The 17,251-nt window shown below is 35.4% G+C and carries 15 protein-coding genes; 10 read left to right on the top strand and 5 right to left on the bottom strand.

Features of this window, described 5'->3' with window-relative positions:
- The first annotated feature begins 124 nt into the window (after positions 1-124).
- Both COD92_RS00390 and COD92_RS00385 read left to right on the top strand, forming a co-directional pair.
- Positions 125-358: a site-specific integrase gene (locus COD92_RS00390; RefSeq protein WP_098532142.1), complete on the top strand. Its 234-nt coding sequence runs from the start codon at positions 125-127 to the stop codon at positions 356-358.
- A 494-nt stretch (positions 359-852) separates the two neighbouring features.
- Positions 853-1,407, top strand: coding sequence for a recombinase family protein (locus tag COD92_RS00385; RefSeq protein WP_098532141.1), 555 nt, complete (start codon positions 853-855; stop codon positions 1,405-1,407).
- A 937-nt stretch (positions 1,408-2,344) separates the two neighbouring features.
- Here COD92_RS00385 and COD92_RS00375 read toward each other — a convergent pair.
- The 3 genes from COD92_RS00375 to COD92_RS00365 are packed head-to-tail and all read right to left on the bottom strand — an operon-like array spanning position 2,345 to position 6,097.
- Positions 2,345-3,433, bottom strand: coding sequence for a GerAB/ArcD/ProY family transporter (locus tag COD92_RS00375; RefSeq protein WP_098532140.1), 1,089 nt, complete (start codon positions 3,431-3,433; stop codon positions 2,345-2,347).
- A 25-nt stretch (positions 3,434-3,458) separates the two neighbouring features.
- Entirely contained in the window at positions 3,459-4,535 is a 1,077-nt protein-coding gene (locus COD92_RS00370; RefSeq protein ID WP_098532139.1) for a Ger(x)C family spore germination protein, read from the bottom strand.
- Between the two features lie 26 nt (positions 4,536-4,561).
- The gene (locus COD92_RS00365; protein ID WP_098532138.1) at positions 4,562-6,097 is read right to left on the bottom strand and encodes a spore germination protein; all 1,536 of its coding nucleotides are present in this window, start codon (positions 6,095-6,097) and stop codon (positions 4,562-4,564) included.
- Between the two features lie 831 nt (positions 6,098-6,928).
- Between COD92_RS00365 and COD92_RS00360 the strand changes: the two genes are divergently transcribed.
- The 5 genes from COD92_RS00360 (at position 6,929) to COD92_RS00340 (ending at position 11,704) form a co-directional block, all read left to right on the top strand.
- Positions 6,929-7,936, top strand: coding sequence for a DUF3231 family protein (locus COD92_RS00360; RefSeq protein WP_098532137.1), 1,008 nt, complete (start codon positions 6,929-6,931; stop codon positions 7,934-7,936).
- A gap of 272 nt (positions 7,937-8,208) precedes the next feature.
- Positions 8,209-8,436, top strand: a complete 228-nt coding sequence (gene tlp / locus COD92_RS00355; protein WP_098532136.1) for a small acid-soluble spore protein Tlp — start codon at positions 8,209-8,211, stop codon at positions 8,434-8,436.
- Between the two features lie 128 nt (positions 8,437-8,564).
- Positions 8,565-10,901 carry an AAA family ATPase gene (locus COD92_RS00350; protein ID WP_098532135.1) on the top strand — a complete coding sequence of 779 codons (2,337 nt, stop codon included), beginning with the start codon at positions 8,565-8,567 and terminating at the stop codon, positions 10,899-10,901.
- Positions 10,902-10,921: 20 nt separating this feature from the next.
- Positions 10,922-11,350: an acyl-CoA thioesterase gene (locus COD92_RS00345; RefSeq protein ID WP_098532134.1), complete on the top strand. Its 429-nt coding sequence runs from the start codon at positions 10,922-10,924 to the stop codon at positions 11,348-11,350.
- Positions 11,351-11,395: 45 nt separating this feature from the next.
- The gene (locus tag COD92_RS00340) at positions 11,396-11,704 is read left to right on the top strand and encodes a hypothetical protein (protein ID WP_098532161.1); all 309 of its coding nucleotides are present in this window, start codon (positions 11,396-11,398) and stop codon (positions 11,702-11,704) included.
- A 34-nt stretch (positions 11,705-11,738) separates the two neighbouring features.
- On the opposite strand, the gene COD92_RS00335 is transcribed toward COD92_RS00340, so the two are convergent.
- Entirely contained in the window at positions 11,739-12,896 is a 1,158-nt protein-coding gene (locus tag COD92_RS00335) for a CapA family protein (protein WP_098532133.1), read from the bottom strand.
- Between the two features lie 451 nt (positions 12,897-13,347).
- The gene (gene plsY / locus COD92_RS00330) at positions 13,348-13,947 is read right to left on the bottom strand and encodes a glycerol-3-phosphate 1-O-acyltransferase PlsY (RefSeq protein WP_098532132.1); all 600 of its coding nucleotides are present in this window, start codon (positions 13,945-13,947) and stop codon (positions 13,348-13,350) included.
- Between the two features lie 367 nt (positions 13,948-14,314).
- On the opposite strand from plsY, the gene COD92_RS00325 reads away from it, so the two are divergent.
- The 3 genes from COD92_RS00325 (at position 14,315) to COD92_RS00315 (ending at position 17,086) form a co-directional block, all read left to right on the top strand.
- Entirely contained in the window at positions 14,315-15,619 is a 1,305-nt protein-coding gene (locus tag COD92_RS00325; protein WP_098532131.1) for a GGDEF domain-containing response regulator, read from the top strand.
- 13 nt (positions 15,620-15,632) lie between these two features.
- Positions 15,633-16,565, top strand: a complete 933-nt coding sequence (locus tag COD92_RS00320; protein WP_098532130.1) for a sensor histidine kinase — start codon at positions 15,633-15,635, stop codon at positions 16,563-16,565.
- Between the two features lie 107 nt (positions 16,566-16,672).
- Entirely contained in the window at positions 16,673-17,086 is a 414-nt protein-coding gene (locus COD92_RS00315) for a CoA-binding protein (RefSeq protein ID WP_098532129.1), read from the top strand.
- The last annotated feature ends 165 nt before the right edge of the window (positions 17,087-17,251 follow it).

Below are 17,251 nucleotides of genomic sequence, written 5' to 3'. Positions count from 1 at the left end.
TGATAAATTTTGCTATCGGTAACAAACTATTTCGACTGGTGTTAAAACGTTGGTATAAAAGGCTTTTGGGGTACAAAAGCTATTCATGTTACAGATATATCAACTTTTATAAGGAGGCAGAAAAATGAAATTACAGGACGCTTTGGTAGAGTATTTAAGAGAGTTAAAGACCAATGAATGTACGCCACAAACACAAGAAGCATACAGAGGAAAAGTGCAATTTTTTATCAATAATGTGGGGGTAGAAGATTTGGAATCAGTGACTTCGATACACATTAAACAATACATTAAGAAGCGTCAAGAAGTAAATGTTAAAGCCAGTTCCATTAATACGGAAAATAGAACAAGCGAAAAATAACTTATCTTTTTGTTTAGATTTGATTTAACATTTTATTATTTTTAATCTTTTAAGGTTTTTTTAACGGGATCAAAAAAGGGATTATAATTTGGATTACAGTAAAGTTATAAATGATTATCTCAAATTCAGGATATCCTTGTTTTGCAGTAAATTGATTAGAATTAGAAAATATACTAAGAAATGCTTATATCCATTTTATTCTAAGTTGTCTAATAATAAAAATGAATCATCCTTCAATTATTAAAAGGCAATGTTTAGTTTTTAGTACATAATCAATCTCATAAATCAGGTAACCATAATCAGAAAAATATTCTTACACTTTTCTATATAAGAAAACTTGTATGTTCTGGTAACCACTGGATATTCACAAATTGTTAATTTGGTATCATATCTTTTAAGTTTTGACACCAGAAATATAATGTGATAGAATCAGTATATTGAAAGGTGTCATAACTTAGTGTCATAAATAAACAGCTAGAAGGAGCATAAATAACATGAAAATAGGATATGCAAGAGTATCGACTACTGGACAGGAACTAGAAGCACAGATTGAACAATTAAAGGCTGAAGGGTGTGACAAGATATTCAGTGAGAAATTCACTGGAACAAAAACAGACCGTCCAGTATTTCAAGAAGTGCTTTCAATGTTAGAAGATGGATATACGTTAGTTGTTACTAAGCTGGATAGATTTGCACGTTCTACAGTTGATGGAATCCAAACCATCAAAGCATTGTTTGATAAAGGGGTAAAGGTACACATATTAAATATGGGGTTGGTTGAAAATACACCGACAGGAAGATTAATCTTCAATATAATGTCATCATTTGCGGAATTTGAGCGTGATATGATTGTAGAAAGAACACAGGAAGGAAAAGCCATAGCAAAACAAAGGGAAGATTTTAGAGAAGGCAGACCGAACAAATTTAGTAAAAAACAGATAGAACATGCTCTAACATTATTGAATACTCATTCATATAAAGAAGTAGAATCATTAACTGGAATCAGTAAGAGTACACTAATCAGAGCGAAAAAGAAACAGGAACAATGACAGATACCCAAACAAGGTATCCTTTTTATTGTTGGATATGATAACAGACCACACAGAACACCCATGAGATGTCACAGGATGGATTCTAAATGTGGAACATTTTTTAATAATAGGGTCGAAACGAAACAGGAGCGATCCAAGAGCGAGTGAAGGGGGTGCTTTACAGGTTCTAGATGGAATAAATTTTTAAAAAATTTTGCAATACATATATACAGCAACTAAATTTATTTTATTTACGATACGAGAATTGTTTTGGCATTTAACTTAAAGGGTTTGTTAAAGCCGAATTATAGCCTCCTAAATTTTTAATTGTAGTGTGTTCTATGGAAGAAAAATTATGCCATATTCAATGGCAGTTTCTTCAAGTTATATATGCGGAATTATTATAATAAGGTACAAATGATATTGAAAACAGTGATGGAGATTGTGAAGTATTCCACTAAAACTATCGGGGGCATTACTGGAACAACGATAATGCTTTTTCTTATTGAGGTAAAGCGCCTGTTAGTTTAAGAAGAACATGATTAATCAATCAAATGGTTCTCTTCAATTTTCTTTTCTTATTTGAATCTGTAATTAATATTAAAACTAAGATTCTTAGGCTTATTCCAAGTATAATTGCACCTACCCTCCTTACTCCCATTCCTACAAACCCGCTAATTAACTTCAAACCAACAAAATGCGTTATGATACCTAAATTCACAAGAACCAATGGAGAAATATATAATGATAAGCTTGATTTGTGTTAGAACATCAGTGTGACAAATCCCCGACGCAATAAGGCGAACTAAAACCTCACTTAGTTTAGGATCATCCAGTGTAATTTCTGTGATTTGGAATGGTTCCCCTTCCCAAATGTAACTACTGACCTTTTCTGTTGAATCCTTACGAAACGATCTGCCCAGATTGTATTATAAGTTTCTAGAAGCTTTCTATCCTACTTACTTATTTTATGCTTAATATGAATGTACAAAAAGAGAAAAGGAATATATAGATACACAAAGTAAAAAGCAATGTTTGAATACTTTTCATTCAATTGCTCTATTTGACTCCTCTCTTTGAGCACATTAGCTATAATAAAGAATAGGACCAGTACAATGAACAGACTTATACGTTGTTTCAAATTTATTACTTTCTTAATAGCACGGCAAGCTGCCCATATTTTCACGCTGATATTGGGTAATACAAGAAGTAACCAAATCGAAACAACAATAAATTCGACTCTTTCTATTAGAGGAAATTTTGCAACTTTCATGTGAACTAACGTCGGCCATATCGTATTGGGTAGCTGCCCTTCACTAAAGTAGACAAATGTGATGAGTGCTACTATAAGATATAGAAAGACGCAAAGCAGAAGTCCAAAATGGGCCCATTTTTGTGATCTTTCTGGATTTTTTATGAATGGGTAGAACATGAATAAAGTCTCAAAGCCTAGATACTGAAACACCATAGCTTTAGATGATAATACTATTTCCTTAACAGAGTGATTAAAAAAGGGTAATAAATGATTGAGATTGGCAAATTCTAATGCAAAAAAATTAAGTGGAAACAGTATAACAAAAGGTATGATAGTTCCCCAGAAACACACTCCAGTAATCACGCGGAATCCACCGGATACAATGTAATAAACGAGGACTAGAAGAATGAAGCTTATTTGCCAGGTCTTCATTAAGGGAAACAGCCAAACTTGAACAACCTCAATATAAACAAGGAAAACAATTAACGCCAATACAAGAAAGTAGAAGATTACAAAAATGTTGAACAGTCCGCCAATCCATTTTCCAAAGCAAAATTGGTGAACATGTATGATATCATTATTAGTAATTCCAACAATACGATAGATCATCCAAACTAGTATATGAATGCTTACACCAGATAAAATGATGGAAATCCATGCATCATAACCAGCATCCTTCGTTATATCTCTTTGAAAACCCATGATTCCTACGCCAATAATATTCGAGTAGATCAGAAAGAAAACGTAAAAAGGAGATATTAAATATTGTTCGTTGAGTATAGTTTTCACATAGTTCACCTCGGAAAATGCAGACTTATTCTTCAATACCCGTATTTAGGATGTTAACATTTGTGTGTACAGTGGTTTTTAAATCAGGGTATATGTCCTTAAAACGTTGATAGTCCCAATTTCTTGATGTGACTCTAACCTTGTCTCCCAATCCAAGTGGATCTACGTTGTATCCTTGTAACAACGAAATTAAACGTTGGACTTCTTTATTAAAGTGTTCATTTAAAATCTGTTCCATTTTTAGGCGATTTTTATTGGTGCTTAAATCAAACCAAGATGAGGAATTTTTAACCTCTGCATCGATGGTTAAATCGATCAATATACGTGGAATACCTTCGCTTTTGTCAACCGTATATTTAGTTTTGGCATCCAGACTTGTCAATAAAATATAACCAGCCTTGTTGTGAACCTTAATTTTTGTTTTATATTGTCCACTTTTTGAGCCATCATGTAATATTTTCACAATAAATGACTCCCTTAAATTAATATTATTTACAAACTTACCTTTCTTTAATAAGGCTAACCCGTCAATTTTGACTTGACCTTCCTCCAGGATTAAGTAAGGTAAAAATGGATCCTTCCCCTCAGCATAAAGATTTGTCAAAAATACGTGCAAATTTGTTTTTGGCAAATTGCCCTCTTCAATGTTCTGATTAATTTTATTACTTAAATGGAATGAAAGATTCACCTCTTGACTTGATTTAAGTATTTTTTCAGCTGTGTTTTCGGCTATGCTCAACTGTATTCGACTCCCAACATTCGGGTCTCTGCTAAAATTAATTAAAACATCATCAATCCCTTGTTTTGCAAATTCCTTGCCGAACAATATAAAATCTAATTTTCCTATTTCAACGGGAAATGCAGCTTTTGAATTCATTTTCGGAAGAATATCTTCATACGAATCAGACACGGTTCTAAAGCTTTTTAATTTGGGCATTCCTTTTTCCGCAAATGTAGGATAGATAACCATTCCTTTCACTTTGTCTTTTTCCATATCATATCCAATGGTTTCTATAATCTGAACATCATCAATGATCCTTTGATTTTCACACCCTGATAAGAAGAAAATTAGGATAAAAGTTAACAGAAAAAATGATTTCATACTTCACCTCTAATACCCTTTTCTGATCATTCATCAAAATCACTTTTCTTTTTTTTGTGATTATTTGGATGGTATCTCCAAATTGATTTAGGACGTAAATAACTTGGCCTTTTGGAAGTTTCACTATAAGAGGCACGGATAATGCTGTCCTTCAAATCTTGAGGCCTAAAAGGATAAAATGGAACGGTATAGGGTGTTCCTAGTGATTCTAACCGTGTAAGATGGACGATTAAAAAGGCAATCCCCATAACGATACCTAGTCCGCCCCAAATAGACGCGGCGATAATTAAAGGAAAACGTAAAAAACGTATCGTGTTCGACATTTTATAAATAGGGGTAGTAAAGGAAGCTAAGGCTGATAAGGCTACTATAATGAGTAAGACATTGCTTGTAAGTGACGCCTCAACTGAAGCTTGGCCAATAACAATACCGCCCACTATTCCCAATGTTTGTCCTACCTTAGTAGGTAACCGTACTCCAGCTTCACGTAAAAGTTCAATCGTGAATTCCAAAAAAACCACCTCAAATACCGGCGGAAACGGAACATTATGACGAGAAAAACTAAGTGAACCGAATAAATCGTTTGGAATTACTTCGTAATGGTAAGTTAAAACGGCTATATAAATAGACGTGGCAAAAATGGAGAAAAGGACACTAAAAATCCGTATTAAACGGAAAAAAGATGCAATAATCCATGGTAGAAAGTAATCTTCAGGTGTAATAAAAAAATCTGTTAACGTAGCAGGTCCTGTAATGACATAAGGCGACCCATTACTAAAAACAGCTACCTGTCCCATATTTAGAGCATGAGCCGCCCTATCCACTCTTTCAGTTGAAAGAAGCAAGGGAAACGGTGTCAGGGAATTACCAGTTATTAATTGATGAAGCTGAGATGTATCATAAACGATATCAAAATCAATATCTTGAAGGCGTTGGGTTATGGTATTAACATGCTGCTCATCCGTAATTCCTTCAATATAAGCAATGATAATTCTAGTACGTGATGTAGAGCCAACGCTAATTTCCTTCGTGATCAAATCAAATGTGTTAATTTGCTGCCTTAGTAAATGTATATTTACATCAATATTTTCAACAAACCCAATTAGCGGCCCCACAACACTATACTCATTTTCAACATTATTTTGTTCACGCAAGCCAGCTGTATCATTAGATAAGAGAATTAAAGCAAACCTTTGATCATTTTCCTTCATTTGAAGAATCGCATACCCTTTTAGTAGCTTTGATTCTGCCTCTTTTACATTATCCGTAATCACAATGTCTTCAATTGAGATAATTTTCTTTATGTCATCAATTTTCCCTAGTTTGTCCTGTTCAAAAGGTGTCTCTCGGAAAATCAGTAAAATTTTCAGTTGGAGTTGTTGTTGATCGATCAGTGTATTGTAGTATGAAATTATTAAATGTCCCAATTCATCCGTAAGGGAAAATTGTTTAAAATCACTAGATTTTTTGGCCTTAGCAAACAGTTCTTCAATATCTTGTGAATTCTCAGTTACTGCTTGTTTGTCTTCTTTATCTCTAAGCTTTCGTCTTTTGAAGAACATCTAATCACCTCCCTATTACAAAGGAATTCATATCCTTCTATATTATCTAAAGGCATCCCCATATTTATGTAAATCCGTTTTATAATAAGTGAAAACTTTATCCTCTCCAGTTTACATAATATAAATATAGCTTAGAGTAAGCAAAGGACCATGATCCTAATAGAAATAATCCCTGTAGGGGTAGGATAGGACAGCAAAACACAAATTTACAAAGTTAAAACTTTTTCAAAATAAAAAGAGCCAAGTGTAATTTTTATTATGCATTTAGTATCACCAGTTAAAAACTTCTGAGAAGATAAAATTTATTACTTCTATATACGAATTAACAACCAAGGAAAAAGTATTGATATGTTTTAAAGGGTATAATAACTTTAGTGTTATTGTTTAATAACACTAAAGTTCAATGTGGAGGGATGTTTTTGAATACTTCATTAAGAGTCATAATGACAGCCCTAATTAGAGTGTTGGTTAGAATATATTTCTTAATTGAAAAGATAAGCGTTAAGTTATCTTCATCACTGAGTATGCCAACTTTAACATAGGGGACAGGTATTCCTGATATAGTTCTTACCACATTGTTAAAAAAAGTGAGCACTTTGTGCTTGCTTTTTTAGTTTCTTTTATAACAAAACTGCTCCGTCAATAAAAAAGAATGCTGCCACAGCAACTCCTTGTTCAACAAAAGTCCACTTTTGCTGAACAAGAAAATTGTTTTTTTGCAAACTACCTTTAAGCTGCGAAATAAGATAATTATTCATGAATTAGTTTAGAAACAAATAAAATTTTTGTTATTGGTTAACCTACTTATAAAAAGTTAGGAGAGATAAAAAAATGGAACAGATCAATAACCAAGAAAAAATTAATGCTTCAGAATATGGTATCATCTGGTCGCAATATATTAATGATACTATGTCACGTTGTGTTCTTCGCTACTTGTTAAATGATGCTAAGGATGAAAACACTCGTGGTGTAATTCAATTTGCCTTAGAATTATCACAAACCCATATAGAAAAAGTGAAACAGTTTTTAACTGAAGAAAATTATCCTATTCCAATAGGGTTCACAGATGAAGATGTAACCGTAAATGCCCCTACTTTATTTACGGATACATTTAAGGTTGTTTATTTGCAAATTATGGCGATACACGGTTTGACGAGATATGCTGGTGCAACAAGCGTTTGTATTCGAGAAGATGTCAGAAAATATCTTATTGAATGTACTTCTCAAACGTTGGAATTATATGATAGGGTCACTACCGTCGCTTTATCTAAGGGAATTCTTAGTAAGCCGCCTACATTAAATAACAAACAAAAGATTGATTTTATTAGGAAACAAAACTATATAACTGGTTGGTTCGGAAAGCGAAGACCGATAAATGCAATCGAAATCAGTGGTGCACATCTGAATATGCAAAAAACTATGGTGAAAATGGTTTTAGAGTTAGGATTCAGTCAAGTATGCCAATCTAAAGAAGTACGAGAGTATTTCGAACGTGCTCGAAAACTTTGTAAAAGACACTTTCATATACTAGGTTTAATGTTAGAAGAGGAGAATCTCCATGAACCAAGGATATTTGAATCAGAAGTAACCGATTCAACCGTACCTCCCTTTTCTGATAAGCTTATGCTTTTCCATATAGCAACACTACTATCTGCCGCACTTGGTTATTATGGGGAGGCTTTATCAATGTGTCAAAGAAGAGACTTGTCCGCTGATTACGCTCGAATGAATATGGAAATTGCTTTAATCGCTGAAGATGGTTTGAATATTTTAATAGAAAAGGGTTGGATGGAACAACCTCCTACTGCCGCTGACCACGAAAACTTGGCGAAGGATTAGAACAATGTGGATGCAAAATTGCGAATGTTATTTTTTGGAAAATATTCATTTTTAATTTAGAAAACAATTTTGAATATATACAACTTTTCGTGTTATTTCTGTACATAAAACCCCGAAAATTGCTTGTTTTAGGTATAGATACATGCTACTATTTTTATGAATCTATCACTCTAAAAGCCTATTAAATCAACGTTTAAAACTCCTTGAATAAGTATTTAGGTACAGAAACAAACTATATCTGTACCAAATACACCTTTAGGAGGATTTTGACAATGACTTATAACAATAAACCAAATCCTGATGACCGCAGCGATAACGTTGAAAAACTTCAAGCGATGATTACAAATACTATTGAAAATATGGAAGCTGCCGAAGAATCACTTGCTCTTACAGACAGTGAAACGCAAAAGCAACAAATTCAAGCTAAGAATGAACGTAGACGTGAAAGCATCGATTCTTTCCGCTCTGAAATTAAAGATGAGGCAAACAACCAAGGTTAATTTCTCCTTCCGAGGACCTGTTCATATCCGAACAGGTCCTTTTTTGAGACCTCTCATTTTATCTAGGATAACCTGTTATGGTAAGATAGTGAGTAAAACTTAGTACAAGAATTTTAAATAGAAGAGTGATGATTTTGAATCAATTAGAAAACAACCGTTCCTATTCCAACGAGCAAATCCAAAAGTGGGAACAAGAACTGAATGAAACAGGTTTTATTACTGAAGAGGCAAACTTACTAGCTGCTATCCGTCAGGAAACTAATCCTGTAACATTATCAAAACTGTTAACGTTTGGGGCTTTATCAAGACTCCATGGTCATAAAGATGACTCCATCGCCGCGGTTTGGTTAGAAAAAGCACTAAAGCTAAATCCCCTAAACCAAAAAGCAAAGGAACATACTGTTCAATCCGACTGGAAGAAGATGCACCATTTATTGACACCATTGACGTTTCCGTCCATGCGGGAAACGGATAATCGTACAGCTAAAAAGAAAACAGCAGAAGAGTATATCGAAGTATGTCAGCGATTTTTAGCCGAAGCGGATGAACACCTTCAGGAATTGCAGAAAATGATTGATACTGTCTCAAGAATCGATTTGAAAGAGCTTTTACAAAGATATGAAAGACTTTCCGAACTGCTTTCATCTGCGATTGAGGAAACAGGAAGCTTGTTAAAAGCCGCTGAGGAATACAATCAATCGATAACAGGTGTTTTCCATACTTCGACCTATTATGATGATTTAAAATTACATATGTCTAATTTAGAAGAAATCAAACAGACATGGCTGCAGCAATTTGTAGAGGAAGAGACACCTGCAGCAAAATCAGAGAATGCATTAGATCAGCTGCAAAATATGGTAGGAATGGATTTAGTAAAGAAACGGATTAACGATTTTTACCGGTTTCTTAAGTATCAAAAACAACGGAAGGAACTGGGCTTTCAGATTAAAGATGAGCTTAGTCTTAATATGATTCTAACCGGGAATCCTGGGACAGGAAAGACAACCTTAGCTAGATTATTAGCGAAGATTTATCATGAACTCGGGGCATTGCCAAGGGAGGAAGTCATTGAAACGAATCGCTCGCAGCTCGTTGGTTCTTTTGTCGGGCAAACGGAAGAAAATGTCCGTTCGATTGTTGAACGCTCGATTGGCGGCGTTTTATTTATTGATGAAGCCTATAGCTTAAAACGTGAGGGTCAAACGGGAAATGATTATGGGCAAGCTGCCATTGATACGCTTGTTTCGCTAATGACAAGCAGTGAATATGAAGGTAAATTCGCCGTCATTTTAGCTGGCTATCCGGATGAGATGCGTTCCTTCTTAAATGCGAATCCTGGTCTGCGCAGCCGGTTCCCGCAGTCGAACTTTATACATTTGCCTAATTACTCCAACGATGAACTAATTCATATTGCAGAGTTAGTTGCATCTGAAAATGATTATCTATTAACAGAGGAATCTAAAATTGAAATTCATCACCGTCTTGAAAAGGAACGGGTAGATGATACCTTTGGTAACGCCAGAACGGTCCACAATATTGTTTTGGATGCCATTTTTAAAAAAGGGTCACATAACAACGCAGCCGACGGCGACATTTTAGATATGATGCTGCTTGACCAAGAAGACTTTCAAGCCGAAAATGAGATTATTACGGAATCACCGCAGGAACAACTGAACCAATTAACCGGTTTGACTTCCTTAAAGAAAGAGTTAAAATCACTTATTTCATTCGTCAAGATGCAGCAATTTAGAAGATCGAAGGGCCTCCCTATCGTACCGATACAGCTGCATGCTGTTTTTACAGGAAACCCAGGTACAGGGAAAACAACTGTAGCTAAAATTTACGCGGAGTTTTTAAAGGAATGCGGTATTTTAAAAAGAGGTCATCTCATTGTGGCGAGCCGAGCTGATTTTGTTGCTGGTTATGTCGGACAAACAGCCGGAAAAACAAAGCAAAAAATTAAGGAAGCCTTGGGCGGGGTTTTATTCATTGATGAGGCCTATTCATTACTTAGTCAAACAGCAGGTGACTTTGGAAAAGAGGTCATCGATACTCTTGTGGATGAAATGACAAAACAAAATGAAAATTTGGTGGTCGTTTTAGCTGGCTACCCTAATGAAATGAACCAACTGCTTGAGAGTAATCCAGGCCTTCGTTCCCGTTTTAAAAAGTTCTTCCTTTTCCCTGACTATACGAATGAAGAATTACTTGAAATAATGATTAACTACGCGGGTAAGTTTCAATATCTGCTTACAGAAGACGCTAAAAACTTACTGCTTCAAACAATGGAAGCTGAAAGTTTTAAAGGTAATGGCCGATTTGCTACCAATTTAGTGGATGAAATGATTCAGGCACAAGCATTACGGTTAATGGATGAAGTAGAGGAAGAAGGTCTATTAGAAAAAGCGCTATTACTTGAAGAAGAAGATATCGAAAAAGCACTTGATAAAACTTCAGCATACTAACAATGAAAGGGAGGTTTATAGTGGAAAATTTTTTTGTCTCCACAAGGGAAATCCAACTGTATTATGCGGATACAGATATGATGGGTGTCATTTATCATGCTAATTATTTAAAATTTTTCGAACTAGGCCGGACAGGTTTTATCGAGGACATCGGCTATAGCTATCTTGCCATGGAAGATTCGGGTTACTATGCTCCTGTCTATGATATTAACATTACGTATAAAAAACCATTAAGATATGGAGACAAGGCCTTTGTAAAAACATGGGTAACATTAAATGATGGAATCAAGACCATTTATGCATATACCATTGTAAACGGGGAGGAGGAGGTCTGTGCAGAAGGGACTTCGACCCACATTATTGTGAAAAAGGATACCTTTAAACCGACCTCCTTTAAAAGAGCTTTTCCGGAATGGTATTTGAAATATGAAGAAATAAAGAAAAAATAATCTCATTTTAAGGTTAACCTTTCAACAAGAAATGAGGTGTTGATGTTGGCTTTTGGAATAAATCGACAAGAACTTAACGAATGGAAAAGGAAAATTGATCAGAGCGAAATTGCGTTTTTGACCCATTTTTGGCTAGATGATCGCTTTCCTGGTTGCAAGACCGTCACAAAAGTTGGATGTCTTGATCTTGATAAATTAGCTGAATGGGGTAAAAAGTACGGATTAAGAAAAGAATGGATTCATCACCGCAAGGATGGTTACTCCCATTTTGATTTACTAGGTGAGCGGCAAACCGAAATTTTAGAAAAAGAGGGCTTAATTGAACATATTTGGCAAAAAAACCGGCACACTTGAGGAGTAGGTGATCAAGTGTGCCGGTTTTTTAAATTTATTGGATCCACTGGTACATATGTTTTTTAATTTCATCATATTTGGCTTGGGCATTTTTTAACCCAAAGGTCTCAGCTATTTCAAGGGGAACGACACGAAAGCTTTTGTTTTTCTGACTTGCAACATATGAGGGTGTAAAAACTGGATTGGAAATCTCAATTTTGCTGCCCTCGGCGGCAATCTTTTTTGTGATATCAATCGTGGCTACCCCCCCAATATCCCTATACTTACCGTGCTGTCCAGAAATAAAATTTCCTAATGAATAGATAACAAACGATTTTCTGCCATCTGTTGTTTTAATCCATTCCATTGGTTGGAGTACATGAGGATGGGAGCCAAAGATAATATCCACTCCTTCATTTGCCAGAAATTGTGCTAATTCCTTTTGCTCTTTTGAGGGGATTCGTTGGTATTCATTCCCCCAGTGAATACTCATTACTACCACGTCGGCATTACTTTTTGCCCGTCTGATTTCTGCTTTCATGGCATTTTTATCAATTAAATTAACAAGATAGTCTTTCCCTTTTGGAATCGGAATGCCATTCGTTCCGTATGTATAAGATAAGAAGGCAACTTTAATCCCACTTTTATCGATAATCCGTAATCTTTGACGGTCCATTGGATCAATAAAGCTTCCAACATGGGGTAAACCAATTTGATCTAAGTAGGCAGATTCTGATCGGATTCCCTTTTCTCCTTTATCCAAGGAGTGATTATTGGCGGTTGAAACAATATCCACGCCTGAATGGATCAAGGCATTAGCAACCTGATGTGGACTATTAAACCTCGGATATCCGGAGAGGCCCAGTTCTTGACCTCCTAACATACTTTCTTGATTGGCAGTTAGAATATCAGGTTTTTCAAGGATTGATTTTACCGGATCAAACATGGGATCAAAACTATAATCAGCACCGTTAAAGGCATCTTGATAGACAGGATTATGAATAAGAATGTCACCAACCGCCCCTACGGATATTTTTTTAGTCAGAGTTACATCTCGATTAACATTAAATAATGGCCGTAGCGAATGTTTTTGTACACTATAAATTTTATTTTCCTGATTTGAAGATTGCTTTTGCTGTATGATCAGAACTGCCGCAGTTGTAATACAACCTATAATAATTAACATTGAAGGTAAAATGGCCTTTTTCTTCATAAAGTCTCCTTTAATCAATAGACTAAAAGCAAATTACTTTTGTGCTCCTTGATGATACTATATTATATTTAAGTATAATTTTACATTTATTCTTGCAATTTTCTAAAAAAAGTTTTGAAAGGAATAGGACATGTTTAAAATAACAGAGAGTGCTTACCTGAAATTATCGGAAATTGTTATCCAAGAAAAGATAACAGATGATGAGCAGCTTTTCCTGAGACTAACCATGGGGATTGGCTGAGGCGGACCTAAATTAAATCTGTCTCTGGAAGAGCGGAAGATTGAGGGAGATCGTACTTACCAATTTGACGATCTTACTGTGATTATTCATGAAAAAGATATGGTTTACTTTAATCATACGAAACTGGATTATGTAGCAGATGTATTAGGGAACAAACGGTTTCAACTGTTGCGTATGTGAAAAATGGCTATAAAGAGACATTTTGTCCCTTTATAGCCATTTAATTTTTGGTTCTGTTTTATTAACAATTCGTTTAATATTAGCCCTGTGGCGGTAAATAACGAATGATGCCATCAATAGTACCACAACTAATAAAGGGATGTCCCAATTTTGGACAAATCCTGAAACGACGGCATACAAGACAGCTGTAATACCTGCAACCATGGATGATAAGGATACATATTTGGTTATGTATAAACTAATAAAAAATACCACAATTACCGTCAAAAACATATAAGGTGCTGCTAACAATACGACCCCGCCAGATGTTGCAACTGCTTTTCCACCACGAAATCCTGCAAAAATTGGATAGGTATGTCCCAGAACCGCAAAAATCCCAGCCAACAATGGATTTATATCCAGATGGAAGATCAATGGAAGAGCAGCTGCTAACGTGCCTTTCAGAATATCAGCAAGTGTTACCGCTAATCCCGCTTTAACTCCGAGCGTTCGAAACGTGTTCGTACCTCCTAAATTCCCACTTCCATGCTCCCGAATATCGGTTTTGTAAAATACCTTTCCAACTATTAGCCCAGATGGAATGGAGCCAAGTAAATAGGCTAGGATCAAGACCAAGATTATTTGAACCATTCAAAATTTCTCCTTCAATAAAAGATCCAGTTCTTCTATTTTACCATGGATTTGTGAAAAAGCACTATTCCTTTCCAAGATAAGTTTAAAAGAGAAGTAAAAAAAGTTGGTGAAAATGGTTCTTTAAACCCGCTTTTCATAGAGGAAATTTTTTATTAAGTCAAAAGTAAGGACAAAAAAAGTCAAATTTATTACAAATCAATGGAGAATTTAGGAACGGTTGATAAATCGATTGAATGCCGGGAAATGGGAACCTATAATAAAGAAAAATCTATTGATCATCAAAAGAACCGGCCTTATCCAGAGGGTAAAAGATCGGTTTTTTACATAATTTTTATAACTGACCTATGAAGGAGGTGATGAACCCATGGCAAGAAGTGTTCTGCAATATCTTAAATACCAATACCCGGATATAAGAGTTTTATATGTAGAAGATGAAAGGTTTTCCCGCGAAAAACTCCTACGGGTTTTGAATCGGAGGTTTGCCAATATTCATGTTGCAATTGATGGTGTCGAAGGGTTACAACTCTATCAAAAATATAAACCGGATTTAATAATAGCCGATATAAAAATGAATCAAATGAGCGGATTAGAGATGATAAAAAACATCCGTGCACAAAACGAAAAGGTCCAAGTCATAGTTACCACCGCACATGATGATAATGATATTTTTGTCCAATCGATTGAAAATAATGTCAACCATTTTATTTTAAAACCGATTGATTTGGATTTACTGTTACAAGCTATCCAAAAATCTGTTTATCAGATCCAGCTCGAAAAAGAGCTTGAAAAACAAAAGAATCTTACCCGTACTATTCTTGATTTTCAGGATAATCTCATTTTCGTAATTGAAAACGGAGAGATTGTGGAATGGAATCAAGCCTTTACCAATGTAACTGGTATGGGTATTCACAAAAATAATCCAACATGTTATCAAAGTGAATTTCTGGCAAGTTTTTTTGTCGAGGATCCTCATTATTTTTATCCTAAGGATAAAGGCCGTTGGATGGAGGAGTTTTCTTCCAACGGAAAAAACATGGCAAAAGTTCGTTGGAAAGGACCACTTGGAAACGATTATAACTATGTGATGAAAGCAGGAGCAATCCCAGGTACAAATCAAACCTTATTCGTGCTTACAGATATAACAGATATTGAGAAAGAGAGCCGAGAAAAAGATCATCTAGCTATGCTGGACCCATTGACGAGCAGTTATACCCGTCAGAAATTCAAGGAAATTTTGGCTAGCGAAATGAGGCGTTCCGAACAATTTAATCGGGCTTTCTCACTTATTTTAATGGATATTGATTTCTTTCATACACTCAATGATCAAATAGGTCATACAGCAGGAGATAAGGTGTTAATCACAGTGTCGACCATTGTTCAACAGCGGATTCGTGAGTGCGATATTTTAGCCCGCTGGGGAGGAGAGGAATTTATCCTGCTTATTCCTGAGACAGTTGGACAAAATGCTGTTGTTTTAGCCGAATCAATCCGTTCAATTATTGAACAATATCATTTTCTTAAAATCGGAAAGGTTACCTGCAGCTTTGGAGTTTCTGAATTTGCTCCGGGAAAAACAAAAAGTGAATTACTGGCAGAGGCCGAACACTCCTTAACCTCTTCAAAAAATAATGGACGAAACTGTGTAACATTATACACCAAAGAACATTAAGGGGGCGGCAATTATGATATTTATATATATTAGCTTATCCTTGGTGATTGGTTATATCATTTTGACTATTTGTTTATATGTTTTTAAAAGCCGTGTCCTGCTGAAGAAGCTGAAAGATAGTGAACGATGTTATCGAGATTTAGCGGAAAAGTACGAGGCTATTAATCGAAACCTAGAAAAAAAGATTCAAGATGAAGTAGAAAAAAACAGACAAAAAGATCATCTCCTAATTCAGCATTCTCGTCTTGCTGCGATGGGGGAAATGATAGCCAGTATTGGCCATCAATGGCGCCAGCCCTTAAATAGCTTATCCCTAATCATTCAAGATGTACGAGAGGAATATGAGTTTGGTCAGCTTGATGAAATATATATTGATAAATTCACGAAGGAAAGCATGATTCAGATCAAACACATGTCCCGTACTATCAATGATTTTCGAAAATTCTATAAACCGAATAACGAAAGGGCCCCTTTTTCCATTGGAAGTTCAATTGAGGATGCTTTGTCGATTTTTTCTTCCAGTCTAAAATATTATGGGATTGAGATGGAATTTGAATATCGGGGTGAGCTGATGGCATACGGCTTTCCGAACGAATATAGTCAAGTGGTGTTGAATATTTTAACCAATGCCCGTGATGCCTTTATTCAAAGGGGTATTAAGGATCGAAAAATAACGATAAAATTAAGTGAAACATCAAAATTTATTACAGCGGAATTTACGGATAATGCCGGTGGAATAGAGCCTGAGCTCCTAGATAAAATTTTTGATCCCTATTTTACAACGAGGCCACACGGTACAGGTTTGGGCCTTTATATGACCAAGATGATACTAGAAAATATGAACGGATTAGTTATGGTAGAAAACCATAAACATGGTGCCCGTTTTTGTCTCTCAGTACCAAAAGTAAATGAAGCAGCTAAACCAGAACTAATCTCTGTTTCTTAAGGTAGCTCCTAATTAAATGGGAGCTTTTTATTGTTGCAAGCGTTTTATTTTGGCTTTTATTATCAAAAAGGGTAGAATAAAGATAATAATTCCAAGGAGTGGTAATGATGGCAATTGAAAATCCAAGCCGTGAGGAAATTGGTGCAATTTTGAATAAGGCAAAGAGAATCGCTGTTGTGGGCTTAAGCGACAATCCTGCAAAGGCTTCCTATCAAGTATCACAAGTTATGCAAGATGCAGGCTATGAAATCATACCTGTGAATCCAGCTATCGACACTGTCCTAGGTGTCAAGGCAGTCGCCTCTTTAAAAGATATCCAGGGGCATGTAGATATTGTTAATGTTTTCCGACGTTCCGAACAATTGTTCGATGTTGCGAAAGAATTTGACGAGATTGATGCCGACGTATATTGGGCCCAGCTCGGTCTTGCAAATGAAGAAGCCTATCAATTTTTAAAAGAAAAGGGCTATACCGTGATTATGGATCGCTGTATTAAAATTGAATATGCAATGACAAGATAAAAAGCTGCTATTTTTTAGCAGTTTTTTTCTTTTTTTCCCCCTAAAAACAGCTAAAATTGTATTACAAAAATATGTTGTTTTTAAATACATATTTGCCAAATCGAAATTAATCGCTACAATTAAGCATAGACGCCGCAAGAAGATGTGTTAAAATAAATGTGGCAA

Source organism: Bacillus sp. AFS037270 (assembly GCF_002585305.1).
This window is presented reverse-complemented; position numbering and strand designations above follow the sequence as displayed.

Coding starts and splice junctions, on each gene's coding strand:
- COD92_RS00390 (WP_098532142.1), top strand. CDS start 125: ATGAAATTACAGGACGCTTTGGTAGAGTATTTAAGAGAGTTAAAGACC.
- COD92_RS00385 (WP_098532141.1), top strand. CDS start 853: ATGAAAATAGGATATGCAAGAGTATCGACTACTGGACAGGAACTAGAA.
- COD92_RS00370 (WP_098532139.1), bottom strand. CDS start 4,535: ATGAAATCATTTTTTCTGTTAACTTTTATCCTAATTTTCTTCTTATCA.
- COD92_RS00365 (WP_098532138.1), bottom strand. CDS start 6,097: ATGTTCTTCAAAAGACGAAAGCTTAGAGATAAAGAAGACAAACAAGCA.
- COD92_RS00360 (WP_098532137.1), top strand. CDS start 6,929: ATGGAACAGATCAATAACCAAGAAAAAATTAATGCTTCAGAATATGGT.
- tlp (WP_098532136.1), top strand. CDS start 8,209: ATGACTTATAACAATAAACCAAATCCTGATGACCGCAGCGATAACGTT.
- COD92_RS00350 (WP_098532135.1), top strand. CDS start 8,565: ATGATTTTGAATCAATTAGAAAACAACCGTTCCTATTCCAACGAGCAA.
- COD92_RS00335 (WP_098532133.1), bottom strand. CDS start 12,896: ATGAAGAAAAAGGCCATTTTACCTTCAATGTTAATTATTATAGGTTGT.
- plsY (WP_098532132.1), bottom strand. CDS start 13,947: ATGGTTCAAATAATCTTGGTCTTGATCCTAGCCTATTTACTTGGCTCC.
- COD92_RS00325 (WP_098532131.1), top strand. CDS start 14,315: ATGGCAAGAAGTGTTCTGCAATATCTTAAATACCAATACCCGGATATA.
- COD92_RS00320 (WP_098532130.1), top strand. CDS start 15,633: ATGATATTTATATATATTAGCTTATCCTTGGTGATTGGTTATATCATT.
- COD92_RS00315 (WP_098532129.1), top strand. CDS start 16,673: ATGGCAATTGAAAATCCAAGCCGTGAGGAAATTGGTGCAATTTTGAAT.